This window comes from Streptomyces sp. JJ66 (genome assembly GCF_019303495.1).
Classification (GTDB): domain Bacteria; phylum Actinomycetota; class Actinomycetes; order Streptomycetales; family Streptomycetaceae; genus Streptomyces.
In genome coordinates, this window is record NZ_JAEVFI010000011.1 from 39,415 (window position 1) to 65,795 (window position 26,381).

Consider the following 26,381-nt stretch of genomic DNA (forward strand, 5'->3'; position numbering starts at 1 on the left):
CTGACCCCGCGTCAGGCCAGGCCGTATCCGGGATGTGCCCGCTGCGGCCCCGGCCCCGGCCGCTACCGTTCGCGGTATGACGACTGCACTCATCACCGGAGCCACGGCCGGGATCGGCGCCGCGTTCGCCCGACGGCTGGCCCGCGACGGGCACAACCTGGTGCTGGTGGCCCGGGACACGACGCGGCTGGCCGAACAGGCTACGCAGCTGCACGACCGGCACGGCATCGAGGCGTCCACCCTGCGGGCCGACCTGGCCACCGAGGAAGGCATCACCGCCGTCGCCGAGCGGCTGCGCGAGCCCACCCACCCCATCGACCTGCTGGTCAACAACGCGGGTTTCGGGCAGAAGGGCCGCTTCCTGGAGATTCCGGAGGCCGACGAGCTGCGCATGCTGCGCGTGCACTGCGAGGCGGTGCTGCGGCTGACCTCGGCGGCGGCCGGGGCCATGCGGGAGCGGGGCCGGGGCGGCGTGGTGAACGTGGCCTCGGTGGCCGCGTTCGTGCCGCGCGGCACCTACGGGGCGAGCAAGGCGTGGGTGGTGCAGTTCACCCAGGGCGCGGCACAGGACCTCGCGGACTCGGGGGTGCGGATGATGGCGCTGTGCCCGGGGTTCGTGCGCACCGAGTTCCACGAGCGCGCGGGGATGTCGGCTTCGGACATCCCGGGGTGGATGTGGCTGGACGCCGACCGGGTGGTGGACGCGGCGCTGAAGGACCTCGCCCGCGGGCGCACGCTGTCCGTCCCGGACCCGCGCTACAAGACGCTGCTGGGCGCGAGCAAGCTGGTGCCGCGCGGCATGCTGGGCCGGGTGTCGTCGTCCTCGGGGCGCAAGTACGGGCCGAAGTAGTGGGCGGCCCACCGCCCGCCGGGCCGGACTGACGCGGCGCGCTGCCGCCGCCACCCGGCCCCGGGGCTGCCCGGAGGGCGAGCGGCCAGGCGGCAGTCCTTCCGCACCCAGCGGCGAGGCCCGTCACCCCGGGCGGGGTGACGGGCCTCGCTCGTCAGGCGGCGTGCCTCAGTGGGCGTGGCCGTGACCGGCGGGCGCCTCGTCTTCCTCGGCGGGCTTCTCGACGACCAGGGTCTCGGTCGTCAGCATCAGCGAGGCGATGGACGCGGCGTTCTCCAGCGCGGAGCGGGTGACCTTGACCGGGTCGATGACTCCGGCCTTCACCAGGTCGCCGTACTCGCCGGTGGCGGCGTTGAAGCCGTGGCCCTTGTCCAGGTCGGCGACCTTGGAGGTGATGACGTAGCCCTCCAGGCCCGCGTTCTCCGCGATCCAGCGCAGCGGCTCGACGGCGGCGCGGCGCACGACGGCGACACCGGTGGCCTCGTCGCCGGTCTTGCCCAGGCTGTCGTCCAGCACCTTCGCGGAGTGCACCAGGGCGGAGCCGCCACCGGAGACGATGCCCTCCTCGACCGCGGCGCGGGTCGCGGAGATGGCGTCCTCCAGGCGGTGCTTCTTCTCCTTCAGCTCGACCTCGGTGGCCGCGCCGACGCGGATGACGCACACGCCGCCGGCCAGCTTGGCCAGGCGCTCCTGGAGCTTCTCGCGGTCCCAGTCCGAGTCGGTGGTCTCGATCTCGGCCTTGATCTGGGCGACACGGGCCTGCACCTCGTCGGCCTTGCCCGCGCCATCGACGATGGTGGTGTCGTCCTTGGTGATGGTGACGCGGCGGGCGGAGCCGAGCACGTCCAGACCCACCTGGTCGAGCTTGAGGCCGACCTCCTCGGCGACGACGGTGCCGCCGGTGAGGGTGGCCATGTCGCCCAGCATCGCCTTGCGGCGGTCGCCGAAGCCCGGGGCCTTGACGGCGACGGCGTTGAACGTGCCGCGGATCTTGTTGACGACCAGCGTGGACAGGGCCTCGCCCTCGACGTCCTCGGCGATGATCAGCAGCGGGCGGGAGCCGCCAGCCTGCATGATCTTCTCCAGCAGCGGCAGCAGGTCGGCGATGGCCGAGATCTTGCCCTGCGTGATGAGGATGTAGGGGTCGTCGAGAACGGCCTCCATGCGCTCCTGGTCGGTGACCATGTACGGCGACAGGTAGCCCTTGTCGAAGGCCATGCCCTCGGTGAAGTCCAGCTCCAGGCCGAAGGTCTGCGACTCCTCGACGGTGATGACGCCGTCCTTGCCGACCTTGTCCATGGCCTCGGCGATCAGCTCGCCGACCTGCTTGTCCTGCGCGGACAGCGCGGCGACGGAGGCGATGTCGGCCTTGGAGTCGATCGGGCGGGCGGAGGCGACCAGGTCGTCCGACATCGCCTTGACGGCGGCGTCGATGCCCTTCTTCAGCGCGGCCGGGGAGGCACCGGCGGCCACGTTGCGCAGACCCTCGCGGACCAGCGCCTGGGCCAGCACGGTGGCGGTGGTGGTGCCGTCACCCGCGATGTCGTTGGTCTTGGTCGCCACCTCCTTGACGAGCTGCGCGCCGAGGTTCTCGTACGGGTCCTCGACCTCGACCTCGCGGGCGATCGTGACGCCGTCATTGGTGATGGTCGGCGCGCCGAACTTCTTGTCGATGACGACGTTGCGGCCCTTGGGACCGATCGTCACCTTCACGGTGTCGGCCAGCTTGTTGACGCCGCGCTCCAGGGCGCGACGGGCGTCCTCGTCGAACTTCAGGATCTTCGCCATGGCGAAAGGGTGTCCTCTCAGGGCTTCTTCACAAACGAGCCGCGCCCTGGCCCCGGCGGTCAGTGAACGGGGAGGCCAGGGCGCGGATCAACAACAGACGAAAGGTGTCGTCTCGCCTTACTTCTCGATGATCGCGAGCACGTCGCGAGCGGAGAGGACGAGGTACTCCTCGTTGTTGTACTTCACCTCGGTGCCGCCGTACTTGCTGTACAGGACAACGTCGCCGACCTTGACGTCGAGCGGCAGACGGTTGCCGTCCTCGAAGCGGCCCGGGCCCACGGCCAGGACGGTGCCCTCCTGGGGCTTCTCCTTGGCGGTGTCCGGAATGACCAGGCCCGAGGCCGTGGTCTGCTCAGCGTCGAGCGGCTGGACCACAATGCGGTCCTCAAGCGGCTTGATGGCAACCTTGGAGCTGGCGGTCGTCACGATCCGACCTCCCCCTTCGGAGATCTCACGGGGTCTTATGTCTAGAGGTGGCGACCTGGTCGATCCGTCGTCGCGGGTGCCGGACCGTCCCGTCGCGCCTGGCACTCCCCGGCGGAGAGTGCCAACGGTGAGACTATGCCTCAGTTAGCACTCGGTCAAGCGGAGTGCCAAAGTCGCGCGGCGCGTCGCCGATCAGGGCCGGGTGGCAGTGGCCTCCGGCTCCCCCGGGCGGGCTGGACCGGGCGGCTAGACGTAGTCCTCCAGGCGGGCGAGGGCGTAGCCCTGACGGGTGACCTCGTTCAGCGTGCGGCGGACCATGTCGGTCATCGTGCCGCCGCCCGGCCACTCCTTAGGCCCGCGGAAGTGGGTGAGGATGATGTCGCCGGGGCGCAGCTCGCGCTCCGCGCGCGCGTAGTCGAAGCGCTGGGCCCACGCCTCCTCCATCCACAGCGGCACGGCCTCCAGCCCGCAGCTGGCCGCCGCCCGCAGCGTGTCGCGGTTGTAGGCACCGTACGGCGGGCGGAACAGGCGCGGGGTCACGCCGATCTCGTCCCGCAGTACCTCCTGCATGTCGCAGATCTCGCGGCGCTGCCGCTCGTAGCTGAGGGTCGGCAGCTCCTTGTGGTGCAGCGTGTGGTTGTGGATGGCGGCGCCGTCGCGGTACATGCGGCGGAAGTAGCCGTAGTCCTCCTTGGCCACGTAGTGGGAGAGGAAGGCGCTGTAGGGGACGTCGAGCTCGCGGAGCATCTCCAGCAGCGCCGGGTCCTTCTCCCAGCCGTCGTCGATGGTGAAGAAGACGACCTTGTCCTCGGTCGGGACCCGGGTGATGACCGGGGGCAGGCCCTCGCCGCTGATATGCCCGGGGGTGGTGGTCAGGGCGGGCTTCTGGGCGGGCGGCGCGGGCGGACGCAGCGGCACCTCGGCCAGGCCCCAGCGCTGCGCGGCGGCGACACGGCGGGCCTCAGCCCGCGCCAGGTGTTCGGCGTAGCCGGCGAGCGAGGCGGCGGCATAGGCGGTCTCGGCCTGCTGGGCCGCGCCGAGCGGGAGCCCGGCGCCCGCGGCGGCCAGCGGCTCGTCCAGCCGGGGGCCGCCTGCGGGCGCGCCGGACGGCCCGGCGGTGGCGGCGCAGGAGACGGCGAGCAGGGCGGCGAGCGAGGCGCCCCCGGCACGGCGGAGGTGACGCCGCGCCCGCGCGCCCTTCATATAGTTTTGTGTGATTTGTCTGATGATCGTCATAGCGCCGGATGGTGCCAGGGAGCACCCCCGGCCCGGCGACGGCGCCTCCGCGCGGGCGGGGAAAATGGACCGTGTGGCCGCACCCGAATCACCCGACACGCCGACCTCCCCCGCCGGGGACACCGCCGCCTTCCGGGCCCTGCTGACCGACGAAGGCCAGCGTCTGCTCGCCGAACTGCGCGACTACGACCCGGCCGACGAGCTGGCGCTCGCCACCCGGCTGCGCCGGGACCACTCCCTGGGCCTCGTCTCCGCCGCGCTCGGACAGGCCCGGCTGCGGCAGCGCGCGGTGGCCAAGTTCGGCCCGGTGGACGCGGGTCGCATGTACTTCACGCCCGACGGCGTCGAGCAGGCCACGCGCTCGGGCGTGGCCGCCTACCGGGCCGGGCGGCTCGCCGGGTGGGGCGTGCGGCACGTGGCCGACCTGTGCTGCGGCGTCGGCGGCGACGCGATCGAGCTGGCGCGCGCCGGAGTGGAGGTGCTGGCGGTGGACCGCTCGCCGCTCACCTGCGCGGTGATCGAGGCCAACGCCGCCGCGCTCGGACTGGACGGTCGGATCGAGGTGCGGTGCGCCGACGTCACCGCAGTGGACGTCAGCGGTTTCGACGCCGTGTTCGTGGACCCGGCCCGGCGCGGCGGACGCGGCCGGGTGTTCGACCCGGAGGCGTACTCGCCCCCGCTGTCGTGGGCCATCGAGGCGGCCCGCCGGGTCCCGCGCGCGGCGCTGAAGCTGGCGCCGGGCGTGCCGCACGAGGCGCTGCCCGCCGACGCCGAGGCGGAGTGGATCTCGGTCGCCGGGGAGGTGAAGGAAGCCGTGCTGTGGTTCGGGACGGGGGGCACGGGGGAAGCGGGGCGCCTCGGGGGTTCGGGGGATTCGGGTGGCCCGGTCGTCGGCGCGACGAAGCCCGGCGGCTCCGGCGGCACGAGCGGTTCCGGCAGCTCCGGCAGCTCAGGCAGCGAGGGCGGCCCCGGCAGCCCCGGCAGCCCCGATGACGCGGGCGGTTCCGGCAGACCCGGCGACACGGGCGGTTCCGGCAGCACGGCTGGCACCGTGCGGGCGACACTGCTGCCCGGCGGGCACTCGCTGGTCTGCGGGCCGCTGCCCGCGCCGCCGGTGGGCCCGGTCGGGCGGTACCTGTACGAGCCGGACGGCGCGGTGATCCGGGCCCACCTGGTCGCGGAGGTGGCGCGGCGGCTGGACGGACGGCTGATCGACGCGACCATCGCCTACATCACCGCCGACGACCTGCGGTCCACGCCGTTCGCGCGCGCCTACGCGGTGACCGACGTGCTGCCGTTCCACGTCAAGCGCCTGCGGGCCCTGCTGCGCGAGCGGAACGTCGGCACGCTGACGGTGAAGAAGCGGGGTTCGGCGGTGGACCCGCAGGAGCTGCGCCGCCGCATGCGGCTGAGCGGCACGGGCGCCGCGACGGTGTTCCTCACCCGGGTGGCGGGGGCACCCACGATGCTGCTGGCCGAGCCGGTGGCCCCGTAACCTCCCCGCCCGCCTGCCGTACGTGCCGGGCCAAAGGCGCGGGAAGCGGTGCCGCGCGAACGGCGCTCGTGTGGCGGGCGGCGGCCGGGCGGCGGAAGGTGGAGGCGGGTACCCGAAAGCCACAGATCGAGGTGAGCAGCGTGCCGGAGGATTCGGGAGCCGTGCACGGCGCACCGTGCTGGGTGAGCCTCATGACGCACGACCCGGCGACGGCCCAGGAGTTCTACACCAAGGCGCTCGGCTGGACGTTCCGGCCGGGGTTCCGCCGTGAGGAGCAGGGCTATCACCTGGCGCTCGCCGAAGGGGGTCTCCCCGTCGCCGGGATGGGGATGACGGCCCGCACCACGGGGTTCTCCGCCTCCTGGACGACCTACTTCCGCGTGGACAGCGCCAACGACATGGCGAACCGCATCCGGGACCACGGCGGCACGGTGGCTGTGGGGCCGATGGCGTTCGGCACCGGACGCGTCGCCTGGGCGGCGGACCGGCAGGACGCCCGGTTCGGCGTGTGGGAGGGCGCCCCGGTGCCGGGCTGGCGGATGCAGCGGCGGCACGGCGCACCCGCCCGGCTCCAGCTGCACACCGGGGACGCGTTCGGCGCGGCGATGTTCTACGGCGCCGTCTTCTCCTGGGACAGCCACGCACCGGACCGGCTGGGCGTGCGGTTCGAGGCGGACCACGTGGTGGTGTCGGTCGATGGCCACCACGCGGCGGACCTGTGGGGCGGCGCCGTGGACAAGGCCCCGGACCCGACCATCCGGCCGCAGTGGCATGTCTACTTCTGCGTGGACGACGTGGACGCGGTGGCCGAGCGCGCGGCCAGCGCGGGCGGCAGCGTGGTGCGCGAGCCGCACGCCTCGTACTTCGGCCGCGTCGCGGACCTGCGGGACCCGGAGGGCGCGCTGTTCCACATCACGTCGGAGAACGACTGAGGACGCCGGGCGGCTGAACGTCGGCTCACCCCCGGCTGCCCGGGCTCACCCCGGCTGCTCGGCTCACCCCCGGTTCAGGACGCCACCTGCCGGAAGCGCCAGCGGTGCACGGGGCGGTGCAGCAGCTCCGTGGGCGGATCGGGCAGCTCGACGGGTGCGGCGCCGGCGCCGTCCCCAGCGTCGGCGTCGGCCCAGTGGGTGATGACCAGGACGCGGTCAGCGGTGGCGGTGTAGGTGTCGCGGCGAGCGGGCGCGGGGTCCAGGCGCTGGGCGCGGACCCAGGCCAGCAGCTCCGCGCCACGGCCCTCGGCGGCGCGGGCCTCCCACATCAGGGCGGTCGTCATGCCTAGTAGAGGTTCTTCCGGCTCAGTTCGTGCACGTGGTCGTGGGAGTGCGCGGAGTCGTGGGGGTGGTCCGGCCCGGGGCGCGCGGCCGGGACGTGGGGCTCGGTGACGGGCAGGGAGGAGTCGGCCGGGAGGTCCCAGCCGGAGGCAGGCCGGCCCCGGGCGACCATCTCCGCGCCCAGTGCGGCGACCATCGCCCCGTTGTCGGTGCACAGCTTGGGCCGTGGCACGCGCAGGGTGAGCCCCGCGTCGGCGCACCGCTCCCGCGCCAGCGCGCGCAGCCGCGAGTTGGCCGCGACGCCGCCGCCGATCATCAGGTGGTCCACGCCCTCCTCCTTGCAGGCCCGGATCGCCTTGCGGGTGAGGACGTCGGTGACCGCCTCCTGGAAGGACGCGGCGACGTCGGCGACCGGCACCTGTTCCCCGGCGCGGCGGCGGGCCTCGATCCAGCGGGCGACGGCGGTCTTCAGGCCGGAGAAGGAGAAGTCGTAGGGGGCGTCGCGCGGGCCGGTCAGGCCGCGCGGGAAGGCGATGGCCGCCGGGTCGCCCTCGCGCGCGTAGCGGTCGATGACCGGGCCGCCGGGGAACCCCAGGCCGAGCACGCGGGCCACCTTGTCGAACGCTTCCCCGGCCGCGTCGTCGATGGTGGCGCCCAGCGGCCGCACGTCGGTGGTGATGTCGGGCGCGAGCAGCAGCGAGGAGTGGCCGCCGCTGACGAGCAGCGCCATCGTCGGCTCCGGCAGCGCCCCGTGCTCCAGCTGGTCCACGCAGATGTGCGAGGCGAGGTGGTTGACGCCGTACAGCGGCTTGCCCAGCGCGTAGGCGTACGCCTTGGCCGCCGAGACGCCGACGAGCAGCGCGCCCGCGAGGCCCGGGCCCGCCGTCACCGCGATGCCGTCGAGGTCAAAGGCGGTGACCTGGGCCTGGTCCAGTGCCCGCTGGATCGTCGGGACCATCGCCTCCAGGTGGGCGCGGCTGGCGATCTCGGGGACGACGCCGCCGTAGCGGGCGTGGTCATCGACGCTGGAGGCGACGGCGTCGGCGAGCAGGGTGTGGCCGCGTACGACGCCGACGCCGGTCTCGTCGCAGGAGGTCTCGATGCCCAGGACGAGCGGTTCGTCGGTCCGCGCGGGGATCAGGGTCGCCATCGGAAAAGTCAGTCCTAGCTCGGGTCGGAAGGGGGTAGGGGGGCGCCGGTGTGCTCGCGCCGCATGACCAGGGCGTCCACGTTGCCGGGCTGGTAGTAGCCACGGCGCAAGCCCACGGGGGCGAAGCCGAACCGCTCGTACAGGCGCTGGGCGCGCGCGTTGTCCACGCGGACCTCCAGCAGCACCTGGTGGCACTCGAAGGCGGTGGCGGCGGTGAGCAGGTCGGTCAGCAGCCGGGCGCCGAGGCCGGTGCCCTGGTATTCGGGGGCGACGGCGATGGTCTGCACGTCGCCGGTGCCGTCCACGGCGGTGGCCAGGCCCGCGTACCCGGCGAGCGTGCCGCCCGCCTCCGCGACGGTGTAGTGCCGGGTGGCCCGCGGCCCGCGCGCGTACGCCAGCTCGGACCAGAACATCCCGGGCGTCCAGGCGTCGTCCGGGAACAGCCGGTGCTCCAGGGTGAGCACCGGTTCGATGTCCCACCAGCGCATCGTGCGCAGGGTGACGGCGGCCGGGGCGTCCGGCGCCGGTGCCTGCGGCCCGTTCACCGGTCGCCGACCGCCTGCCTGGGGGTGACCGCCTTGTACCCGGCGGGCACCTTGGCGTCCGGGCGGCGCAGGTACAGCGGGCGCGGCGGCAGCAGCTCCTCGCCCGCCGCCAGCTTCTCGGCGGCCAGCGCGGCCAGGGCGCCCGCGGTGACGTGCTCGGGGCCGCCTGTGCGCAGGCCGGTGAACGTCTCGGGGTAGAGCACCGCGCCCGCACCGACGGCCGGGACCCCGGCGACCCGCTCGGCGATGTCGGCCGGGCGGTCCACGGCCGGATCACCCTCCCGAGTGCGACCGTCGGCGAGGTACGTAGCCCAGTAGACCTCCTTGCGGCGGGCGTCGGTGGCGACGACGAACGGCGCCCCCGCCCCGCCGGCCACCCCGGCCCGGGCTGCCGCGTGGGCGATGCCGTCCAGCGTGCACAGGCCGTGCACCGGGACGCCGAGCGCCGCCGCGAAGCTGGCCGCCGTCACCAGACCGACGCGCAGCCCGGTGTAGGGGCCGGGGCCGACGCCGACGACGATGCCGGTGACGTCGGCCAGCGCACACCCGGCCTCGGCCAGCGTCGCGTCAACGGACGGCAGCAGCAGCTCTCCGTGGCGGCGGGCGTCCACCTGGTCGCGGGAGGCCAGCACCCGCTGCCCGTCGTGCAGGGCGACGGTGACGGCGGGCGTGGCGGTGTCAAGAGCGAGCAACAGCACGGGGCAAGCCTACGGCGCGCGCGGGGTGCCCCGCCCCGCCTGTCCGGGAGGCCGCGACCCGTCCTGCTACCGTCCGTGTGACGATCAGCCAGCAGTATCGAAGGGTGAACCCGGTGGCACGAGGCAGTGCGAGGACGTTCGTGACCGGGCTGACCGCGGCGGCGCTGGCGATCGTCGGCTTCCTCGCCTACCAGGCGTCCGCCGCCCACGAGCGGGCCGAGCAGAAGACGGAGCAGCCCACCGCGTCCGCCTCCGCCCAGCCCGGGGCCGACGCCGACGCCGACGAGAAGACGGCAGGCCCCGAGGCGCTGCCGCCCGGCTCCGGCACCGGCAGGCGCGTGGTGTACGCGCTGGGGGCCGACCGCGTGTGGCTCGTCGCCGAGGACGGCTCGGTGCGGCGCACCTACACCGTCAAGCCGGGCACGCTCGACCCGGTGCCGGGCGCGTACACGGTGACGTCCCGGGACAACGCGGTGACGGGCACCGACGGGGTGCCCGTCGAGCACGTGGTGCGGTTCGCGACGTTCGGCGGCACCGGGATCGGGTTCAGCGCGCCACGGGAGGACGACGCCGAGCCCGTCACCTCGCCGACGCCCGGGCAGGAGACCGGCGGCATCCGCGAGGAGCGGGCGGACGGGCGCGCGATGTGGGTGTTCGCGGAGATCGGCACGCCGGTCGTCGTCGTACCGTAACGGCGCGCTCGGGCGCGGCGAGGGTGTCAGGCCGCCTCCGCTTCCTCGCACTCCTCGGTGCGGGCGGTGGGCTCGCCGGGCTCTTCGGGCTCCGGTGGGCGGGAGACGGCTTCGGCGGCGGCGCAGGACGCCAGCAGCTCGCGGAACGCGGGTACCTCCTGCATGGGGCCTCCCTCAGCCAACTTAGGCGTACCTAACCCATGGGATCACGCGCGCGGGGCGCTCCGCAAGGTCTTACCGACGCACCGTCGGGATGAAGGTCTGCCCCGCCCCGCACCTTCCCGAAACGGGGGCTGCCCCGCCTCCCGGACGACTCCGGCGTGCGGGCTGCTCCGGTCGCCCAGCGGGTCAGGGGCTCACCGCCGCGAGATCGACGCCGCGCCAGCGGTCGCCGTAGGCGGCGAGGGTGACGACGCGGGCGTCGTGCTCGTCGGCGTCGTGGGCCAGCTCGCGCGCGATGACCACGTGCAGCCGGTCCTCGGTCAGCTCCTCCACGCGCCCCTCACCCCACTCGACCGCGACGACCGACTCCGGGAGGCAGACGTCGAGGTCCAGGTCCTCCATCTCCTCCAGCCCGCCGTCCAGCCGGTAGGCGTCCACGTGCACCAGCGGCGGCCCGTCACCCAGCGGGGGGTGGACGCGGGCGATGACGAACGTCGGCGAGGTGACGTCGCCGCGCACCCCGAGTCCGGCGCCCAGGCCGCGCGCGAGCGTCGTCTTGCCCGCGCCCAGCTCACCGGTGAGGAGTACCAGGTCTCCGGCGCGCAGCAGCGCGGCCAGCCGGCGGCCGAGCTGCCGCATGTCCTCGGGGGTGCTGACCGTGATGCGTGTGGGGGTGGTGGCCGTCTGCATGGCCTCGATGGTAGGCGGGCGGGGACCGGCCCCGCCCGCCGCACGGCCAGCGCACTGTGCGCCGTCAGCCCGCCTGGCACGCGGGCATCGCGGGAACGGCGTCAGCGCGCGGCGCGCGGCGCCCACTGAAGGCGGCGGCGTCCCCCACCTTCACCCGATCAGGCGTACCGCGTCGCGTCAGCCAGCACCGTCACCCCTCCAACGGGTGACCCGGTGGGCGGTCCCGGCGAGGACGAGGGGCGAGGAGGGGATGAGGAGGGAATGCTGAGGACCAGGGGCACGGCGGGAGTCAGGCGGCGCGGATCACAGCCGTGTGCAGCTCGGGCACGCCGGTGGTGCGAGGGTGGCGCACGGCCAGTTCGGAGACGATCTGCCGGATGGCGGGTCGGTCCCGGACCTCTCCAGGGCTTGCGCGGTAGGCGTCGAGCAGGGCTTGGGCGGTCTGCTCGGGGCGGCCCCACGCCCACCAGGCTCGCGCCATGTCGGTTCCCCAGCGGGCCTTTCGCTCGGCTGTGGGGAACTGGCTGGCCCGCAAGTCCTTCCCGGCTTCCAGCGCGGCTCCTGCGTCGCCCAGCGCCCAGTGGACGCCCACCGCGTACAGGTCGACGGCTGCCGGACTGATGGGGAAGAGGCGGCCCGTCGGAGCGGTCTCGGGCAGCCGGCAGGCGGCACGGCGGGCCTCTTCGGTCATGGCCAGGGCCTCGGCGCGCTGACCGCCTCGGGCAGCGGTGTAGGCGAGGGTGCACAGCATCTGGGCATACGCCGAGGCGGCGGCGTCCGTACGCAGCCCGGTCGCTTCCACCTTCGCGGCGGCCAGGGACATGACGCGCTGCGCATCGGCGTGCTGGTCCTGGTGACGCAGCACGATGGCCCACTCCCGGGCAGCGGCCGCCGCCGCGAGCGGCGAGCCGGACACCTCAGCCCAGGTGCGGGCACGGTCTGCCGTGGACCGGGCCCGGTCGTAGGAGCCGACCTTGATCAGCACGGCGGAGGCGAGGCTGTAGACGGAGGAGAGCCGGGCCTGGTCGAGATCGCGGCGGGAGGCGGCGGAGGCGTGCCCGTCGGCGATCAGGCTGGGCAGTGCGGCGAGGAGTCGCTGGTGCGCGCCCGCGTCGTACAGTTCGCGGGCTGCGGGCAAGCGGCGGTCCAGCGGCTGGGCGCTACGAGTCGTCGCGGGGGTGTGGGCTAGGACGTCGTCCAGGCCCATGAGGAGGGCGGCCGGTCCTGTGGCTGCCGTGGCGGTGAGCAGCGTACGGCGGCGCATAGGGTCCTCCTCGGCGTGCGGACTGGCCGTCACTCTAGTAGTGGCCGGAGCCGTTGCGAGAGGAGGCGCCAGAGATGCCATCAGAGTGTGTCGGGGGACGCCGACTTCGAGCGCGGCGCGTTGCAGCAGTGCCAGGTCGACGACCCGCGAGCGGCGCTCCAGCCGGGAGACCGTGGCCGGTGAGCAGCCGAGCCGATCCCCGAGCGCGGCCAGTGTCCATCCGTGGTGCTGGCGGCCGAGCCGGATCAGGGCACCGGGGTGCCGTTGTGCTGCTAACTCGTGGACTTTCGTGCTGTTCCAGAGCGGGTCAACGGGCACTGGCCCCTCCCACGCCGCGCAACCTGGGGGATTCCACGGTATGGGTGCCGCGCGACGGCGTCGAGATGGCTTGCAGAACGTGCAAATCGCTTGCACACCGTGAGAGGTGATTACCACTCAGCCCGGTGATGGGGTGTGGTGGAGGCGACAGCCCCGACCCCCGGGGCACCGTCCATCGGAGGGCACCATGGCAACAGCCGCACTCCTGATCACCGACCCGGCGACCGGCCCGCTCCGCTCCGTGCGCGACATCGTGCCGGCCGACCTGTGGGACAAGCAGGTCGGGCTGCTCCAGCGTGACTACCCCTACGACTCCGTCATGGCCGCCCGTGTCCTCGGACAGGGCTACGCCTACCTGCTGACCGCGATGGCCCACCGCGGCGAGCAGCTTGGGCTCGCGCCGAGCACGCTGGTCGATATCGGCGTCCACACCATCATCCTCGACACCGTGGCGTACGCCGAGCTGTGTGAGAAGCACAACGAGGGGCATTTCCTGCACCACGTGCCGAAGGTCGAGTTCAAGAACGACGGCTCCGTGATGAAGACCGCCCACCTCATCGCGGGCGACGGTTGGGAGGTTGACTTGCCCCTGTGGGCGGACGCCGCCGAATGCGGTCCGTGCCACCCGGGCAACGACTCGCACTGATTCGCTCCCGATCCGCGCATGCCTGGCGTCCCGTTCTGTGGCCGGGACGCCAGGCACACCCCGGGGTGAGATTGCGCGGAATCGGCCCATGGGCCGATCGCGCCCGCCAGGATGGGGCGGGTGACCACCACGACAGATCTCTGGCACCACTACGGCCGCACCCGCACCGAGCACGACCGCGCGGTCCCAGAGACCTTCCACTGGAGCTGGAGCCAGGACACCGGGCCTGGGCCGGAACTTTTGGGTGACCTCACCGGCAGGTGTGTCGGCGACCTCGGAGCCGGGGCCGCCCGGCACGCCGCCCACCTGGCGACCCGCCACCAGCCATCCCGCGTCGACGCGATTGACGCATCATCTGCCCAGCACGCCATGGCCACGGACCTGTACGCGCACCTCGCCCCACGCCTGCGTCTCGCCCACGCCGACGTGGTGAGCTACCTGCGCGCGGCACCGGAGACCTATGACGTGCTCTACAGCGTCTTCGGCGCCGTGGACTTCACCGAACCGCGCGACGTCCTACCTGCGGCGGCTGCCGCTCTCCACCCGGGCGGGCGGCTCGTATTTTCCTCTCTCGCCCACTACCTGAACGGCGCGCCCGCGCAGTCTGACGTCGTGCACGCCGACGTCCCGGCGAAGACACCGGACGGCGAGGCCACCACGATGCGCCGCTGGGTGCTCCAAGAGCAGGTATGGACCAAGCTGCTCGATGAGGCAGGACTGACCAGTATCACCACCGAGGTGCTGTCGGCGACCGGAGCTGGGCAGCGTTGCGCCGACACGCTGTTGGTAACCGCCTACCGCGTGAAGTGACCTGATCGGGCCGTGGCCGCGCTGGTGGCCGTGCCCGGCGCCTACGGCTCGCGGTTGATGTACACGCGCGGCACGCGGGCGCCGACGCGGGTGATGATCTCGTACCCGATGGTGCCCACGGCCCGCGCCCAGTCTTCGGCGGTGGGCTCGCCGCGCTCGCCGGGGCCGAACAGCACCGCCTCGTCACCGGGTTCCGCCGTGTCGCCGCCGAGGTCCACGACGAACTGGTCCATGGCCACGCGTCCGGCGACCGTGCGCCACTTGCCAGCCACCAGCACCGGGCCGGTGCCGGAACCGTGGCGGGGCACGCCGTCCGCGTAGCCGACGGGGACCAGGGCGAGCGTCGTGGCGCCCGGGGTGGTGTAGGTGTGGCCGTAGGAGACGCCGTGACCGCCGGGGACGCGCTTGACGTTCGCCAGAGCGGCGCTGAGCGTCATCGCCGGGCGCAGCCCGAAGTCCTGCGGCGCCCCCAGTTCCGGCGCGGGGGACAGGCCGTAGCAGGAGACGCCGGGGCGGACGAGGTCGAAGTGGGCCTCGGGAAGCGTCAGCGTCGCCGGGGAGTTGGCCAGGTGCCGCACCTCGGGGCGCAGCCCGGCCCGCTCGGCGGCGCCCAGCGCCTCCCGGAAGGCGTCCAGTTGGCGGACGATGGAGGGGTGGCCCGGTTCGTCCGCGCAGGCGAAGTGCGACCACAGCCCGGTGACGCGCAGCGTGCCCTCGGCCTCGGCGGCGCGGGCGGCGGCCACCAGCTCGGCCCAGTCGGCGGGCTGGCAGCCGTTGCGGCCCAGGCCGGTGTCGGCTTTCAGGTGCACCCGCGCGGTGCGGCCGAGCGTGCGGGCGGCGGCGGTGATCTCCGCCAGTGCCCACAGCCCGCTCGCCGAGACGTCGATGTCCGCGTCGATCGCCCGCTCCCACGGCCCGCCGGGCGTCCACAGCCAGGCCAGGACGGGCCCGGTGTCGCCGTTGGCGCGCAGCGCCAGTGCCTCCTCGGGCGTGGCGGTGCCCAGCCAGTCGGCGCCCGCCTGCCGGGCCGCGCGGGCGCAGGGCAGCAGGCCGTGCCCATAGGCGTCGGCCTTGACGACGGCCATCAGCCCGGCGCCGCCCACGGCCCGCTCGCGCAGGGCGCGCACGTTGCCGCGCAGGGCGGCCAAGTCGATCTCGGCGCGGGCGCGCGGGGGGTGGGCGGCGGCAGCGGTGTTCACCGCACCAGTGTCTCAGGCGCCCCGTTCGGCGGGTGGGCACACCTCGCGCCAGGCGGCGGGCAGCGCGGCGGCGATGTCGGACGCGGCGGGCGGGGCGGCGGCCCGCCGCCCGGCGATGCCGTGCAGGTACGCCCCGGCGCTCGCGGCCTCCCGCGCGGGGAGCCCGGCGGCCAGCAGCGCCCCGACCAGGCCGGAGAGCACGTCGCCGCTGCCCGCGGTGGCCAGCCAGCCGGTGCCGGTGGGGTTGACGCGCACCGGGCCGCCGTCCGGACCGGCGACGAGCGTGTCCGAGCCCTTGAGCAAGACCGTCGCCCGGTAACGCCCGGCCAGCGCGCGCACGGCGTCCAGACGGCGGGCCTCCACCGCCGCGCGGTCGGTGCCCAGCAGCGCGGCGGCCTCCCCGGCGTGCGGGGTGAGCACGGTGTCCGCGCGGCGGGCGCGGACCTGCTCGACGTCGGCCAGCCGCAGCCCGTCGGCGTCCACCAGCACCGGCACGTCGGCGTCCAGCACCTCGCGCACGGCCCGCGCGGCCTCCTCACCACCGGACAGCCCGGACCCGACGGCCCACGCCTGCACCCGGCCCGCCGCACGGGGCGAACCCTGCGACACCAGCGTCTCGGGGTACCGCGCGATCACCTCGTGCGCGGCCGTCCCCGCGTACCGCACCGCGCCCGCGCCGCCGCGCAACGCCCCGGCGACGGCCAGCACCGCCGCCCCCGGATACCGCTGGGAGCCCGCCGCGACGCCGACGACGCCGCGCCGGTACTTGTCGGTGTCCGCCCCCGGACGTGGTAGCAGCGCCGCCACGTCGGCGTGCTGCAACACCTCGATGTCGGCCTGTGGTGGCAGGTGCGGCCCCAGTCCGATGTCCACCAGGTGCGTCACCCCCGCGTATCGTCGCGCGGGCTCGATGAGCAGTCCCGGCTTCCACGCCCCGAAAGTGACGCTCGCCGTGGCGCGCACGGCGTCCCCCGCCACTTCGCCGGTGTCGGCGTCCACCCCGCTGGGCAGGTCCACGGCCAGCACCGGCGCCGTGACCCCCACCAGCACTCGCACCGCGTTCTCCCGCAGCCCGCCCGTGCCGCCGATCCCGGTGATGCCGTCGATGACCAGGTGCGGCGTGCCCAGCTCCCCCACCCGCCCCCCGGCCCGCCGCAGCGCCGCCAGCCCGCCCGGGTGCGCCCGCTCCGGGTTCAGCAGCACCGCCGTCACCCCGGCCCCGCGCCGCGCCAGCCGCGCCCCGGCGTACAGCGCGTCGCCGCCGTTGTCCCCGCTGCCCACCAGCAGGCTGACGCGCCTGCCGTACACGCGGCCCCCGAGCAGCCTGCCCGCCGCCACGGCGAGCCCGGCGGCAGCCCGCCGCATCAGCTCACCCTCCGGCACCCGTGCCATCAACGCCCGCTCAGCCGCGCGCACCGTCTCCACCCGATACCCGTACCGCATACCGCCAGCCTAAGCACCCGCCCCTGGCCTGCCGGGCCAACCGCCGTAGGACCGCCGGTTGCGGTCACGCCTCCGCGATCACCACGGCTGAGGCGATGCCCGCGTCGTGGCTGAGGGAGAGGTGCCAGCGGCGGACGCCGAGGGCGGCGGCGCGGGCGGCTACCGTGCCGCGGACCACCAGCGAGGGCTGGCCGGAGTCGGCGGTGATGACCTCCGCGTCGGTCCAGCGCAGGCCGCCGGGGGCGCCGAGCGCCTTGGCCAGGGCCTCCTTCGCCGCGAAGCGCGCGGCCAGGGAGGCGACGCCGCGCCGCTCCCCGCCGGGCAGGAACTCCTCGGCGGGGAGGAACAGCCGCGCGGCGAGCGCCGGGGTGCGCTCCAGGGACTGCGCGAAGCGGTCGATCTCGGCGACGTCGATACCCACCCCCACGATCACGCCGGGCTCACTCCACCGTCACGGACTTGGCGAGGTTGCGCGGCTGGTCCACCTCGTTGCCGCGCGCCGTGGCCAGCTCGCAGGCGAACACCTGGAGCGGGACGGTGGCCACCAGCGGCTGGAGCAGCGTGGGCGTGGCCGGGATGCGGATGAGGTGGTCGGCGTAGGGCACGACGTCCTCGTCGCCGTCCTCGGCGATGACGATGGTGCGGGCGCCCCGGGCGCGGATCTCCTGGATATTGGAGACGATCTTGTCGTGCAGGACGGAGCGGCCGCGCGGCGAGGGCACGACCACCACGACGGGCAGGTCTTCCTCGATCAGCGCGATCGGGCCGTGTTTCAGTTCACCGGCGGCGAAGCCCTCGGCGTGCATGTACGCCAGCTCCTTGAGCTTCAGCGCGCCCTCCAGCGCCACCGGGAATCCGACGTGGCGGCCGAGGAAGAGCACGGTGTTCTTGTCCGCGAGCGAGCGGGCCAGCTCGCGCACCGGTTCCATCGTGCCCAGCACCGTCTCGACCTCGGTGCCGATGTGCGCCAGCTCGCTCACCACGGAGTTGATCTCGTCGCCCCACTTGGTGCCGCGCACCTGGCCCAGGTAGAGCGCCACCAGGTAGCAGGCGACGAGCTGGGTGAGGAACGCCTTGGTGGAGGCGACGGCGACCTCCGGCCCGGCGTGCGTGTAGAGCACGGCGTCGGACTCGCGCGGGATCGTCGAGCCGTTGGTGTTGCAGATGGCGAGCACCTTGGCGCCCTGCTCGCGGGCGTGCCGCAGCGCCATCAGCGTGTCCATGGTTTCGCCGGACTGGGAGATGGCGATGACGAGCGTGCGCTGGTCGAGGATCGGGTCGCGGTAGCGGAACTCGCTGGCCAGCTCCGTCTCGCACGGGATGCGTGTCCAGTGCTCGATGGCGTACTTGGCGATCATGCCCGCGTGGTAGGCGGTGCCGCAGGCGACGATGACGACCTTGGTCACCTCGCGCAGCACGGACGCCGGGATGCGCACCTCGTCCAGGTGCAGTGCGCCCTGCGCGTCGATGCGGCCCAGCAGGGTGTCGGCGACGGCCTTGGGCTGCTCGGCGATCTCCTTGAGCATGAAGTAGTCGTAGCCGCCCTTCTCGGCGGCCGACGCGTCCCAGTCCACGTGGTAGCGGCGCACCTCGGCGGGCGCGCCGTCGAAGTCGGTGACGGTGACGCCTTCCCGGGTGAGGGCGACCACCTGGTCCTGGCCCAGCTCGATCGCCTCGCGGGTGTGCTCGATGAACGCGGCGACGTCCGAGGCGAGAAACGCCTCCTCGTCACCGACGCCGACGACCAGCGGCGAGTTGCGCCGGGCGCCGACCACCGTGTCCGGCTCGTCCGCGTGCACCGCGACGAGGGTGAACGCGCCCTGGAGGCGGCGGCACACCTGCCGCATCGACTCGGCCAGGTCGCCGCAGGAGGAGAAGGACTCCGCGAGCAGGTGGGAGACGACCTCGGTGTCCGTCTCGGAGTTCAGCGTGTGCCCGCGCTCGGCCAGCTCGGCGCGCAGCTCGGCGAAGTTCTCGATGATGCCGTTGTGGACGACGCTGACCCGGCCCGCGTTGTCCAGGTGGGGGTGGGCGTTGGCGTCGGTGGGAGCGCCGTGCGTGGCCCACCGGGTGTGGCCGAGGCCGGTGGTGCCGCTGGGCAGCGGGCGCTCGTCCAGCAGCTTGGTGAGGTTGGCGAGCTTGCCCGCCTTCTTGGCCGAGGCGAGGCCGCCGTCGGCGAGCACGGCCACTCCGGCGGAGTCGTAACCCCGGTACTCCAGCCGCTTCAGACCGGCGATGACCACTTCGAGGGCGGACTGCCCTCCCACGTATCCGACGATGCCGCACATGGGCGGCAGCCTACGCGGTGCGCGCTCCGCCAGGGACGACGGCGCCGCCGGGGCCGGGGCGCGGGTAGCCGAGGCCCCGGGGGCCGCGCGTCCCGGCCCGTCGGCACGGTGCGGGCTCGGGCGGTGGGCGGTGGGCGGTGGGCGGCGGGCGGGCCGGGGGCCAGCGGCTGGCCGGGTGCCGGGGCCTGCCGTGCCCCCGGATGAGGGTGCGGGGGCGGCGGGCGGACAATGGGCGCGTGTCTGTCCCCTCCGGCTCTCCCGCCACCGCGACACCGCCCGTGGGCGGACGCCGCCGCCCCGCCGACGTCACTCCCTACGTGGACCTCAGCCGCGCCGAGTGGAGTGCGCTGCGCGAGCGCACGCCGCTGCCGCTGACCGCCGCCGAGGTCGAGGAGCTGCGCGGCCTGGGCGACGTCGTGGACCTGGACGAGGTGCGTGACGTCTACCTGCCGCTGTCGCGCCTGCTGAACCTGTATGTGGGCGCCACGCACGGGCTGCGCGGCGCGGTGAACACCTTCCTCGGGGAGGAGGCGCAGCCGGGTACCCCGTTCGTGATCGGGGTGGCGGGCAGCGTCGCCGTCGGCAAGTCCACGACCGCCCGGCTGCTGAAGGCGCTGCTCGCGCGCTGGCCGGAGCATCCCCGGGTGGAGCTGGTCACCACCGACGGCTTCCTGCTGCCCAACGCGGAGCTGCACCGGCGCGGGCTGATGGCGCGGAAAGGTTTCCCCGAGTCCTTCGACCGGCGGGCGCTCACCCGGTTCGTCGCCGACGTCAAGGCGGGCCGGGCGGAGGTCACCGCACCGGTCTACTCGCACCTGATCTACGACATCGTCCCCGGTGAGCGGCTGACCGTGCGGCGTCCGGACATCCTGATCGTGGAGGGGCTGAACGTGCTGCAGCCCGCGCTGCCGGGCCAGGACGGCCGCACCCGGGTCGCCGTCGCGGACTACTTCGACTTCTCGGTGTACGTGGACGCGCGGACCGAGGACATCCAGGGCTGGTACCTCGACCGCTTCCGCAAGCTGCGGCAGACGGCGTTCCAGAACCCGTCCTCCTACTTCCGCAAGTACACCCAGGTCTCGGAAGAGGAGGCGCTGGAGTACGCGCGCGGCACGTGGGCCGAGATCAACGGGCCGAACCTGGTACAGAACATCGTCCCCACCCGGGGCCGCGCCAGCCTGGTCCTGCGCAAGGGCCCGGACCACACCGTCCAGCGCCTGTCGCTGCGCAAGCTGTAACCCGCACGGGGACGGCTTCGCGCCGGGGCCGCACGGCTCCGCGGGCAAGCCGGTGGCGGGCCGCCCCCGCCGGCTTCCGGAAGGGGCGGGGAGCGCTCAGCCCAGCGCGGACTTCACCGTGTCGGCCAGCCGCTCCGCGACCGCCCGCGCCTGCTCCTCGTCGGCCGCCTCGACCATGACCCGCACCAGCGGCTCCGTGCCGGAGGGCCGCAGCAGCACGCGCCCCGTCTCGCCCAGTTCCCGCTCCGCGTCGGCGACGGCGGCGGCCAGTTCGGCGGAGGTGGCCACCCGCGACTTGTCCACGTCCCGGACGTTGACCAGCACCTGCGGCAGCCGCCGCATGACGCCCGCCAGCTGGGCCAGCGGCTTGTGGGTGGCCGCGACGCGGGCGGCCAGCAGCAGGCCGGTCAGCGTGCCGTCGCCCGTCGTGGCGTGGTCCAGCGCGATGACGTGGCCGGACTGCTCACCGCCGAGCGAGTAGCCGCCGCGCTTGAGTTCCTCCAGCACGTAGCGGTCACCGACGGCGGCCTGGAGCAGCGTGATGCCCTCGCGCTCCATGGCCAGCTTGAAGCCGAGGTTGGACATCACCGTGGCCACCACGGTGTCGCCGCGCAGGGTGCCGTTCTCCTTCATGGCCAGTGCGAGGACGGCGAGGATCTGGTCGCCGTCCACCTCGTTGCCCTCGGCGTCCACGGCCAGGCAGCGGTCGGCGTCGCCGTCGTGCGCGACGCCCAGGTCCGCGCCGTGCTCGACGACGGCCGCGCGCAGCCCGTCCAGGTGGGTGGAGCCGCAGGCGTCGTTGATGTTCAGCCCGTCCGGTTCGGCGCCGATGGTGACGACGTCGGCCCCGGCTCGCGCGAACGCCTCCGGGGAGACGCGGGCGGCCGCGCCGTGCGCCCCGTCGATGACGACCTTCAGCCCGTCCAGCCGGTTCGGCAGCACGCCGATCAGGTGGGCGACGTAGCTGTCGAACCCGGCGTCGTGGGTGCGCACCCGGCCGACCCCGGCGCCGGTGGGCCGGTTCCACGGCTCTGCGGCGGCGTGCTCGCGGTAGACGGCCTCGATGCGGTCCTCGATGTCGTCGGGGAGTTTGTGCCCGCCGCGCGCGAAGAACTTGATGCCGTTGTCCGGCATGGGGTTGTGGCTGGCCGACAGCATGACGCCCAGGTCGGCGCCGAGCGAGCCGGTCAGGTAGGCGACGGCGGGCGTGGGCAGGACGCCCACCCGCAGCACGTCCACGCCCGCGCTGGCCAGGCCCGCCACCACGGCCGACTCCAGGAACTCACCGGACGCGCGCGGGTCCCGCCCGACCACGGCCACGGGGCGGTGGCCCTCGAACGTGCCCACCTCACCGAGCACGTGTGCCGCCGCGACGGACAGCCCCATCGCCAGCTCAGCCGTCAGGTCCGCGTTGGCGACGCCGCGCACGCCGTCCGTTCCGAAGAGTCGTCCCACCGTGGTTCCTCCGAGAGTGTGGTGCGGCCGCCGCAGCGGGCGGGCGTGGTGCGGGGTACGCCAGGAGTGGCGCGGCGCCGCGCAGGCGCTCTACCGGTGTATGCCCGGAACGGGATGGTTCCGACCGCCGGGCCAGGTGCGCCGGGGGCCGCGCGTTCAGCCGGGGGGCCGGGCGCCGCCGGGCCAGGCGCCGCCGGGCCAGGCGTCCCCGGGCCGGGCGTCCCCGGGCCGGGCGGAAACGGGAACGCCCCGCGGCACGCAGGGTGCCGGCGGGGCGTCCGTTGGGCGCAGGCGCCGGGTCAGCGCTTGCTGTACTGCGTGCCCTTGCGGGCCTTCTTCAGACCGGCCTTCTTGCGCTCGACGGCGCGAGCGTCCCGGGTGAGGAAGCCCGCCTTCTTCAGCGGGCCGCGGTTGTTCTCGACGTCGGCCTCGTTCAGCGCCCGGGCCACGCCCAGACGCAGCGCACCGGCCTGGCCGGAGATGCCGCCGCCGTTGATGCGGGCGACGACGTCGTAGCGGTCGTCCAGCTCCAGCACCTTGAACGGCTCGTTGACTTCCTGCTGGTGCACCTTGTTGGGGAAGTAACCCTCCAGGGTGCGGCCGTTGATCTTCCACTTGCCGCTGCCCGGCACGATGCGGACGCGGGCGATGGCGTTCTTGCGGCGACCGGTGCCGGCACCCGGCTGCGGGTCGCCGAAGCGGGACGCCATCGACTCGGTGCTGTACTCGCCCTCGACGCCCTCGGGGGTCTCGGTGCTGTAGTGCTCGGTGTTCTCGGCGTTCTCGGCGTTCTCGATGCCGTCGACGGGGATCTCAGCGGTGGTCTCGGCCACGATGCTCCTCGGTTCTCTTCGTTCCGGTAGTGGCCGGACTTACTGGCTGATCTGGGTGATCTGGTACGGCTGGGGCTGCTGCGCGCCGTGCGGGTGCTCGGCGCCACGGTAGACCTTCAGCTTCGAGAGCATCTGCCGGCCCAGGGTGTTCTTCGGGAGCATGCCCTTGACGGCCTTCTCGACGGCCTTCTCCGGGTTCTTCTCCAGCAGCTCCTCGTAGCGGACGCCGCGCAGACCACCGGGGTAACCGGAGTGCCGGTAGGCCAGCTTCTGGGTCCGCTTGTTGCCGGAGAGGTGCACCTTGTCGGCGTTGATGATGATGACGAAGTCACCAGCGTCAACGTGCGGCGCGTACACCGGCTTGTGCTTACCCCGCAGGAGAGTGGCGGCCTGCGAGGCCAGACGGCCCAGGACCACGTCCTGCGCGTCGATGACGTGCCACTGGCGCTTGATGTCGCCGGGCTTGGGGCTGTACGTACGCACGGTCGTATGCCTTCGCTTCTTCTGGGTGAGTCCTGACTGGGCCACCAGACAGATCACGACAGCCTTCTACCGCGCGGGCTGACGCGGGCCACGCGCGGATGCTGGTCATCGACCGGTGAGCCGGTGTAGGCCCCCCTCACGTGAGAATGAGGCAGACCGGTACACAACGATCTCGCAGAATACCGGCCCACCCCTGACCGGGTCAAAGCGAGCCCGTCACGGGGCAGTGGGGAACGCCGACGTGTCCAGCTCCACCGCCTGCCCGTCACCGAGCCGCAACCACACCGGCTCCCCGAACGGCGTTTCCCCCCGCGCCCCGTACCCCGTCGGCCCCGGATTCTCCAGCAGGACGCACGAGGCGGCGTAGGGATCGATGATCAGGCAGGCGCTCACGCCGAAGCGAGCGTAGACGGCCGGTTTGGTCCCAAAGTCGAATACGTCTTGCCGTACCGAGGCGTACTCGACCACCGCACGCAGATCCACGCAGGAGTAGGTGTGGCCGTGGGGCGTTGCCCCGGGCGCCAGGACGGCGAGGTCCGGGGCCAGAGCCGTGTCCTGGGTGAAGTCCACGAGCACGTGGGAGATCGTGTCCGCCTCCGGCCCCAGTCGCTCGTGCAGCTGACCACGGACAGCGAACAGGGTGCGGTCCTGGTCCGGGGTGTTCGGCGTCATGACGACGCGGCCAGCGATGACATCCACCACATACCCCTCCGTGGGCAGCGCCGCCGCCGGATTGGTTCGCAGCACGTTCAGGAGGGTCACGGGGTACTTCTACCACTCACCGCGCCCGGGTGACGCGGGATTCGTCCCAGACGGGGGCGGGGGTTTCGCGGACGTGGCCGTCGGCGCCGAAGACCAGGTAGCGGTCGAAGGCGCGGGCGAACCAGCGGTCGTGGGTGACGGCCAGCACCGTGCCCTCGTACGCCTCCAGCCCGGCCTGCAACGCCTCCGCGCTCTCCAGGTCGAGGTTGTCCGTCGGCTCGTCCAGCAGCAGGGCCGTGGACCCGGCCAGCTCCAGCAGGAGGATCTGGAAGCGGGCCTGCTGGCCACCGGAGAGCCGGTCGAAGGGCTGCTCCGAGGCCCGGTCCAGCTCGTAGCGGCGCAGCGCGGACATGGCCGCGCCCCGGTCCAGGGCGTGCTCCTTCCACAGGATGTCCCGCAGCGGCCGGCCCGCCAGCTCCGGGTGGGCGTGGGTCTGCGCGAAGTGCCCGGGGACGACGCGGGCGCCGAGCTTCCAGGCGCCGGTGTGGGCCACGGGCCGCTCGGGGTCGCCCGCCAGCAGCCGCAGGAAGTGCGACTTGCCCGACCCGTTGGAGCCCAGCACCGCGACCCGCTCGCCGTAGAAGACCTCCAGTGAGAACGGCCGCATCAGCCCCGTCAGCTCCAGCTCCTGGCAGGTCACCGCCCGGACGCCGGTGCGGCCGCCGCGCAGGCGCATGGTGATCCGCTGCTCGCGCGGCGGCTCCTGCGGCGGCCCGGCCTCCTCGAACTTGCGCAGCCGGGTCTGCGCGGCCTGGTAGCGGGAGGCGAGGCCGTCGTTGAAGGCCGCCTTGGTCTTCAACGTGTTCACCAGCTGCTTGAGCTGCGCGTGCTTCTCGTCCCAGCGGCGGCGCAGCTCCTCGAACCGGGCGAACCGCTCGCGCCGCGCCGCGTGGTAGGTGCCGAACCCGCCGCCGTGCACCCACACGTCGGAGCCCGCCGGGCTGGGCTCGACGCTGATGATCTTCTGGGCCGAGCGGGCCAGCAGCTCGCGGTCGTGGGAGATGAACAGCACCGTCTTGCGCGTCTCGCGCAGCCGCTCTTCCAGCCAGCGCTTGCCGGGCACGTCGAGGTAGTTGTCCGGCTCGTCCAGCAGCAGCACCTCGTCCGGGCCGCGCAGTAGCGCCTCCAGTACCAGGCGTTTCTGCTCGCCGCCGGACAGCGTGCGCACCTCGCGGAACTGGGCGCGCTCGTAGGGGGCGCCGAGCGCGGCCGTGGTGCAGATGTCCCACTGGGTCTCGGCCTCGTAGCCGCGCGCCTCGGCCCAGTCGCTGAGCGCCTGCGCGTAGTCCAGCTGCGCCGTCTCGTCGTCCCGTTCGATGATCGCCAGCTCGGCGGCGTCCACGGCGGCGGCGGCCTCGCGGATGCGGGCCGGGGCGACGGAGACCAGCAGGTCCCGCACGGTGCGCTCGTCGCGGACCGAGCCCACGAACTGGGGCATCACGCCGAGCCCGCCGGAGACGGTCACCGTGCCGCCGTGCGGCTGCACCTCCCCCGCGATGATCCGCAGCAGCGTCGTCTTGCCCGCGCCGTTGGCCCCGACCAGCGCGACGGCCGCGCCCTCCCCGACGCGGAAGGAGGCGTCGGCGATCAGCAGCCGCCCGTCCGGCAGGTAGTACTCGACGTGCGCGACTTCGACGTGACCCATGGCCCGGATTGTGGCCGCCACCGCCTGCCGGAACCAACCGGTTTTCCCCGGCGGTCCCCGGCCGCCGTCGCCCCTGGCCGTCCTCCCGGTCCGGCCCGACGCCCGCACACCTGCGCGAAGACGGCGGTTTAGGATGCCGCCCATGAGCTATGGGCACGGGGGGCCGGGCTGGAACCCCGGGGGCGGGCAGACGCCGGACTGGAACGCGCTCGCCGAGAATCAGGAAGCGAGCCGCGCGCGGCGGCGGCGCTGGCTGCTGATCGGCGGTGGCGCGGCGGCGACGGCCGCGGTGGCCGCCGTCGTGGCGTTCGCCGTGGCGACCGAGGGCGGCGGCAGCCCGTCGGACGGGCCCACCACCGCGCTGCCCACGCCCGAGAACCTGCCAGCGAGCCCCGACCAGCCGGACCCGGACTTCACCGAGGCGCCCCCGCCGCCCAACCCGCGCGAGTTCATCACCGACCCCGAGCGGGACACCGCGCCGCGCAGCGCGCAGACGCTGTTCCCCGCGGCCTCGGTGCGGGCCGACGGCGGCTCCTTCGCGCGCACGGGGCTGGAGTCCACCGAGGAGTGTGCCTCGGCGGCGTCCAACGCGCTGGCGGCGGTGCTGAACGAGGCGGGCTGCACTGAGCTGCACCGGGCGACGTTCACCCGGGACGGGGTGGCCGTCACCGTCGGCATCGCCGTGCTGCCTTCGCAGGAAGCCGCCACCCGGGTCAAGGAGGACGCACAGCCCTACGTCTCCCCGCTCACCGGCGGCGGCGTGCCCACCGACTTCTGCCGGTACAGCGCGTGCCGCTCCAGCGCCAGCTCCCTGGGCCGCTACGCCTACTTCACCGTGGCCGGATACCTGAACGGCACCAGCGTCACCGCCGAGGAGGAGCAGGCGCTCGCCGCGAGCCGTGCGCTGGCCACCTACGCGGCGGACCGCCTGTACGCCCGCGCCGAGGAGCAGGCCGAGGCCGCCGCCACGGCGACCCCCGCGAACTGACGG

At 73.8% G+C, this 26,381-nt stretch carries 27 protein-coding genes; 8 read left to right on the forward strand and 19 right to left on the reverse strand.

Annotated features, from left to right (window positions below; all coding sequences use genetic code 11):
- Window positions 1–76: 76 nt before the first annotated feature.
- Complete coding sequence (locus JJV70_RS09790) at window positions 77–850, forward strand: SDR family oxidoreductase (protein ID WP_219047433.1); 774 nt, start codon at window positions 77–79, stop codon at window positions 848–850.
- 168 nt (window positions 851–1,018) lie between these two features.
- On the opposite strand, the gene groL is transcribed toward JJV70_RS09790, so the two are convergent.
- The 3 genes from groL to JJV70_RS09805 all read right to left on the reverse strand — a co-directional run bounded on the left by groL (window position 1,019) and on the right by JJV70_RS09805 (window position 4,300).
- Complete coding sequence (gene groL / locus JJV70_RS09795; protein ID WP_219047434.1) at window positions 1,019–2,638, reverse strand: chaperonin GroEL; 1,620 nt, start codon at window positions 2,636–2,638, stop codon at window positions 1,019–1,021.
- A gap of 117 nt (window positions 2,639–2,755) precedes the next feature.
- Window positions 2,756–3,064, reverse strand: a complete 309-nt coding sequence (gene groES / locus JJV70_RS09800) for a co-chaperone GroES (protein WP_191209702.1) — start codon at window positions 3,062–3,064, stop codon at window positions 2,756–2,758.
- A 246-nt stretch (window positions 3,065–3,310) separates the two neighbouring features.
- Entirely contained in the window at window positions 3,311–4,300 is a 990-nt protein-coding gene (locus JJV70_RS09805) for a polysaccharide deacetylase family protein (RefSeq protein WP_219047435.1), read from the reverse strand.
- Between the two features lie 64 nt (window positions 4,301–4,364).
- Between JJV70_RS09805 and JJV70_RS09810 the strand changes: the two genes are divergently transcribed.
- A complete protein-coding gene (locus JJV70_RS09810; RefSeq protein ID WP_374227275.1) occupies window positions 4,365–5,795 on the forward strand; it encodes a methyltransferase domain-containing protein in 1,431 nt (476 codons plus the stop codon).
- A gap of 191 nt (window positions 5,796–5,986) precedes the next feature.
- The gene (locus tag JJV70_RS09815; RefSeq protein WP_219047436.1) at window positions 5,987–6,727 is read left to right on the forward strand and encodes a VOC family protein; all 741 of its coding nucleotides are present in this window, start codon (window positions 5,987–5,989) and stop codon (window positions 6,725–6,727) included.
- Between the two features lie 74 nt (window positions 6,728–6,801).
- On the opposite strand, the gene JJV70_RS09820 is transcribed toward JJV70_RS09815, so the two are convergent.
- Genes JJV70_RS09820 through tsaB form a run of 4 tightly spaced genes read right to left on the reverse strand, consistent with a single transcriptional unit; the run spans window position 6,802 to window position 9,462 of the window.
- Complete coding sequence (locus JJV70_RS09820) at window positions 6,802–7,071, reverse strand: hypothetical protein (RefSeq protein WP_219047437.1); 270 nt, start codon at window positions 7,069–7,071, stop codon at window positions 6,802–6,804.
- 2 nt (window positions 7,072–7,073) lie between these two features.
- Window positions 7,074–8,219 (reverse strand): tRNA (adenosine(37)-N6)-threonylcarbamoyltransferase complex transferase subunit TsaD, encoded by a 1,146-nt coding sequence (tsaD, locus tag JJV70_RS09825; RefSeq protein ID WP_219047438.1) that lies wholly within the window; start codon window positions 8,217–8,219, stop codon window positions 7,074–7,076.
- A 14-nt stretch (window positions 8,220–8,233) separates the two neighbouring features.
- Window positions 8,234–8,707 carry a ribosomal protein S18-alanine N-acetyltransferase gene (gene rimI, locus JJV70_RS09830; RefSeq protein ID WP_219047640.1) on the reverse strand — a complete coding sequence of 158 codons (474 nt, stop codon included), beginning with the start codon at window positions 8,705–8,707 and terminating at the stop codon, window positions 8,234–8,236.
- A 53-nt stretch (window positions 8,708–8,760) separates the two neighbouring features.
- A complete protein-coding gene (tsaB, locus tag JJV70_RS09835) occupies window positions 8,761–9,462 on the reverse strand; it encodes a tRNA (adenosine(37)-N6)-threonylcarbamoyltransferase complex dimerization subunit type 1 TsaB (protein WP_219047439.1) in 702 nt (233 codons plus the stop codon).
- Window positions 9,463–9,602: 140 nt separating this feature from the next.
- Here tsaB and JJV70_RS09840 point away from each other — a divergent pair, with 140 nt between their 5' ends.
- Window positions 9,603–10,154, forward strand: coding sequence for a L,D-transpeptidase (locus JJV70_RS09840; RefSeq protein ID WP_374227270.1), 552 nt, complete (start codon window positions 9,603–9,605; stop codon window positions 10,152–10,154).
- A gap of 26 nt (window positions 10,155–10,180) precedes the next feature.
- On the opposite strand, the gene JJV70_RS09845 is transcribed toward JJV70_RS09840, so the two are convergent.
- The 3 genes from JJV70_RS09845 to JJV70_RS09855 form a co-directional block, all read right to left on the reverse strand.
- Complete coding sequence (locus JJV70_RS09845) at window positions 10,181–10,318, reverse strand: hypothetical protein (RefSeq protein WP_219047441.1); 138 nt, start codon at window positions 10,316–10,318, stop codon at window positions 10,181–10,183.
- Window positions 10,319–10,502: 184 nt separating this feature from the next.
- Window positions 10,503–11,006 carry a tRNA (adenosine(37)-N6)-threonylcarbamoyltransferase complex ATPase subunit type 1 TsaE gene (gene tsaE / locus JJV70_RS09850; RefSeq protein ID WP_219047442.1) on the reverse strand — a complete coding sequence of 168 codons (504 nt, stop codon included), beginning with the start codon at window positions 11,004–11,006 and terminating at the stop codon, window positions 10,503–10,505.
- Window positions 11,007–11,295: 289 nt separating this feature from the next.
- Window positions 11,296–12,588: a helix-turn-helix transcriptional regulator gene (locus JJV70_RS09855; protein ID WP_219047443.1), complete on the reverse strand. Its 1,293-nt coding sequence runs from the start codon at window positions 12,586–12,588 to the stop codon at window positions 11,296–11,298.
- Between the two features lie 187 nt (window positions 12,589–12,775).
- On the opposite strand from JJV70_RS09855, the gene JJV70_RS09860 reads away from it, so the two are divergent.
- Complete coding sequence (locus tag JJV70_RS09860; protein ID WP_219047444.1) at window positions 12,776–13,234, forward strand: hypothetical protein; 459 nt, start codon at window positions 12,776–12,778, stop codon at window positions 13,232–13,234.
- A gap of 120 nt (window positions 13,235–13,354) precedes the next feature.
- Entirely contained in the window at window positions 13,355–14,044 is a 690-nt protein-coding gene (locus tag JJV70_RS09865) for a class I SAM-dependent methyltransferase (protein ID WP_219047445.1), read from the forward strand.
- A gap of 41 nt (window positions 14,045–14,085) precedes the next feature.
- On the opposite strand, the gene alr is transcribed toward JJV70_RS09865, so the two are convergent.
- From alr to glmS, 4 genes are all read right to left on the reverse strand, one after another.
- Window positions 14,086–15,243 (reverse strand): alanine racemase, encoded by a 1,158-nt coding sequence (alr, locus tag JJV70_RS09870; protein ID WP_219047446.1) that lies wholly within the window; start codon window positions 15,241–15,243, stop codon window positions 14,086–14,088.
- Between the two features lie 12 nt (window positions 15,244–15,255).
- A complete protein-coding gene (locus JJV70_RS09875; RefSeq protein ID WP_219047447.1) occupies window positions 15,256–16,686 on the reverse strand; it encodes an NAD(P)H-hydrate dehydratase in 1,431 nt (476 codons plus the stop codon).
- A gap of 64 nt (window positions 16,687–16,750) precedes the next feature.
- Entirely contained in the window at window positions 16,751–17,119 is a 369-nt protein-coding gene (locus tag JJV70_RS09880) for a holo-ACP synthase (protein ID WP_219047448.1), read from the reverse strand.
- A gap of 7 nt (window positions 17,120–17,126) precedes the next feature.
- A complete protein-coding gene (gene glmS / locus JJV70_RS09885) occupies window positions 17,127–18,974 on the reverse strand; it encodes a glutamine--fructose-6-phosphate transaminase (isomerizing) (protein WP_219047449.1) in 1,848 nt (615 codons plus the stop codon).
- Between the two features lie 236 nt (window positions 18,975–19,210).
- On the opposite strand from glmS, the gene coaA reads away from it, so the two are divergent.
- Window positions 19,211–20,212, forward strand: coding sequence for a type I pantothenate kinase (coaA, locus tag JJV70_RS09890; protein WP_374227271.1), 1,002 nt, complete (start codon window positions 19,211–19,213; stop codon window positions 20,210–20,212).
- A 96-nt stretch (window positions 20,213–20,308) separates the two neighbouring features.
- Here the strand turns inward: coaA and glmM are convergent, their stop codons facing one another.
- The 5 genes from glmM to JJV70_RS09915 form a co-directional block, all read right to left on the reverse strand.
- On the reverse strand, window positions 20,309–21,667 hold the full coding sequence (gene glmM / locus JJV70_RS09895) for a phosphoglucosamine mutase (protein ID WP_219047451.1): 1,359 nt from the start codon (window positions 21,665–21,667) through the stop codon (window positions 20,309–20,311).
- A 299-nt stretch (window positions 21,668–21,966) separates the two neighbouring features.
- A complete protein-coding gene (gene rpsI / locus JJV70_RS09900; RefSeq protein WP_219047452.1) occupies window positions 21,967–22,500 on the reverse strand; it encodes a 30S ribosomal protein S9 in 534 nt (177 codons plus the stop codon).
- A gap of 39 nt (window positions 22,501–22,539) precedes the next feature.
- Complete coding sequence (gene rplM, locus JJV70_RS09905) at window positions 22,540–22,983, reverse strand: 50S ribosomal protein L13 (protein WP_219047453.1); 444 nt, start codon at window positions 22,981–22,983, stop codon at window positions 22,540–22,542.
- A 216-nt stretch (window positions 22,984–23,199) separates the two neighbouring features.
- On the reverse strand, window positions 23,200–23,745 hold the full coding sequence (locus JJV70_RS09910; RefSeq protein WP_219047454.1) for a Uma2 family endonuclease: 546 nt from the start codon (window positions 23,743–23,745) through the stop codon (window positions 23,200–23,202).
- A gap of 16 nt (window positions 23,746–23,761) precedes the next feature.
- The gene (locus JJV70_RS09915; protein ID WP_219047455.1) at window positions 23,762–25,390 is read right to left on the reverse strand and encodes an ABC-F family ATP-binding cassette domain-containing protein; all 1,629 of its coding nucleotides are present in this window, start codon (window positions 25,388–25,390) and stop codon (window positions 23,762–23,764) included.
- Window positions 25,391–25,532: 142 nt separating this feature from the next.
- Between JJV70_RS09915 and JJV70_RS09920 the strand changes: the two genes are divergently transcribed.
- Window positions 25,533–26,378: a hypothetical protein gene (locus tag JJV70_RS09920; RefSeq protein ID WP_257573691.1), complete on the forward strand. Its 846-nt coding sequence runs from the start codon at window positions 25,533–25,535 to the stop codon at window positions 26,376–26,378.
- Window positions 26,379–26,381 lie beyond the last annotated feature (3 nt).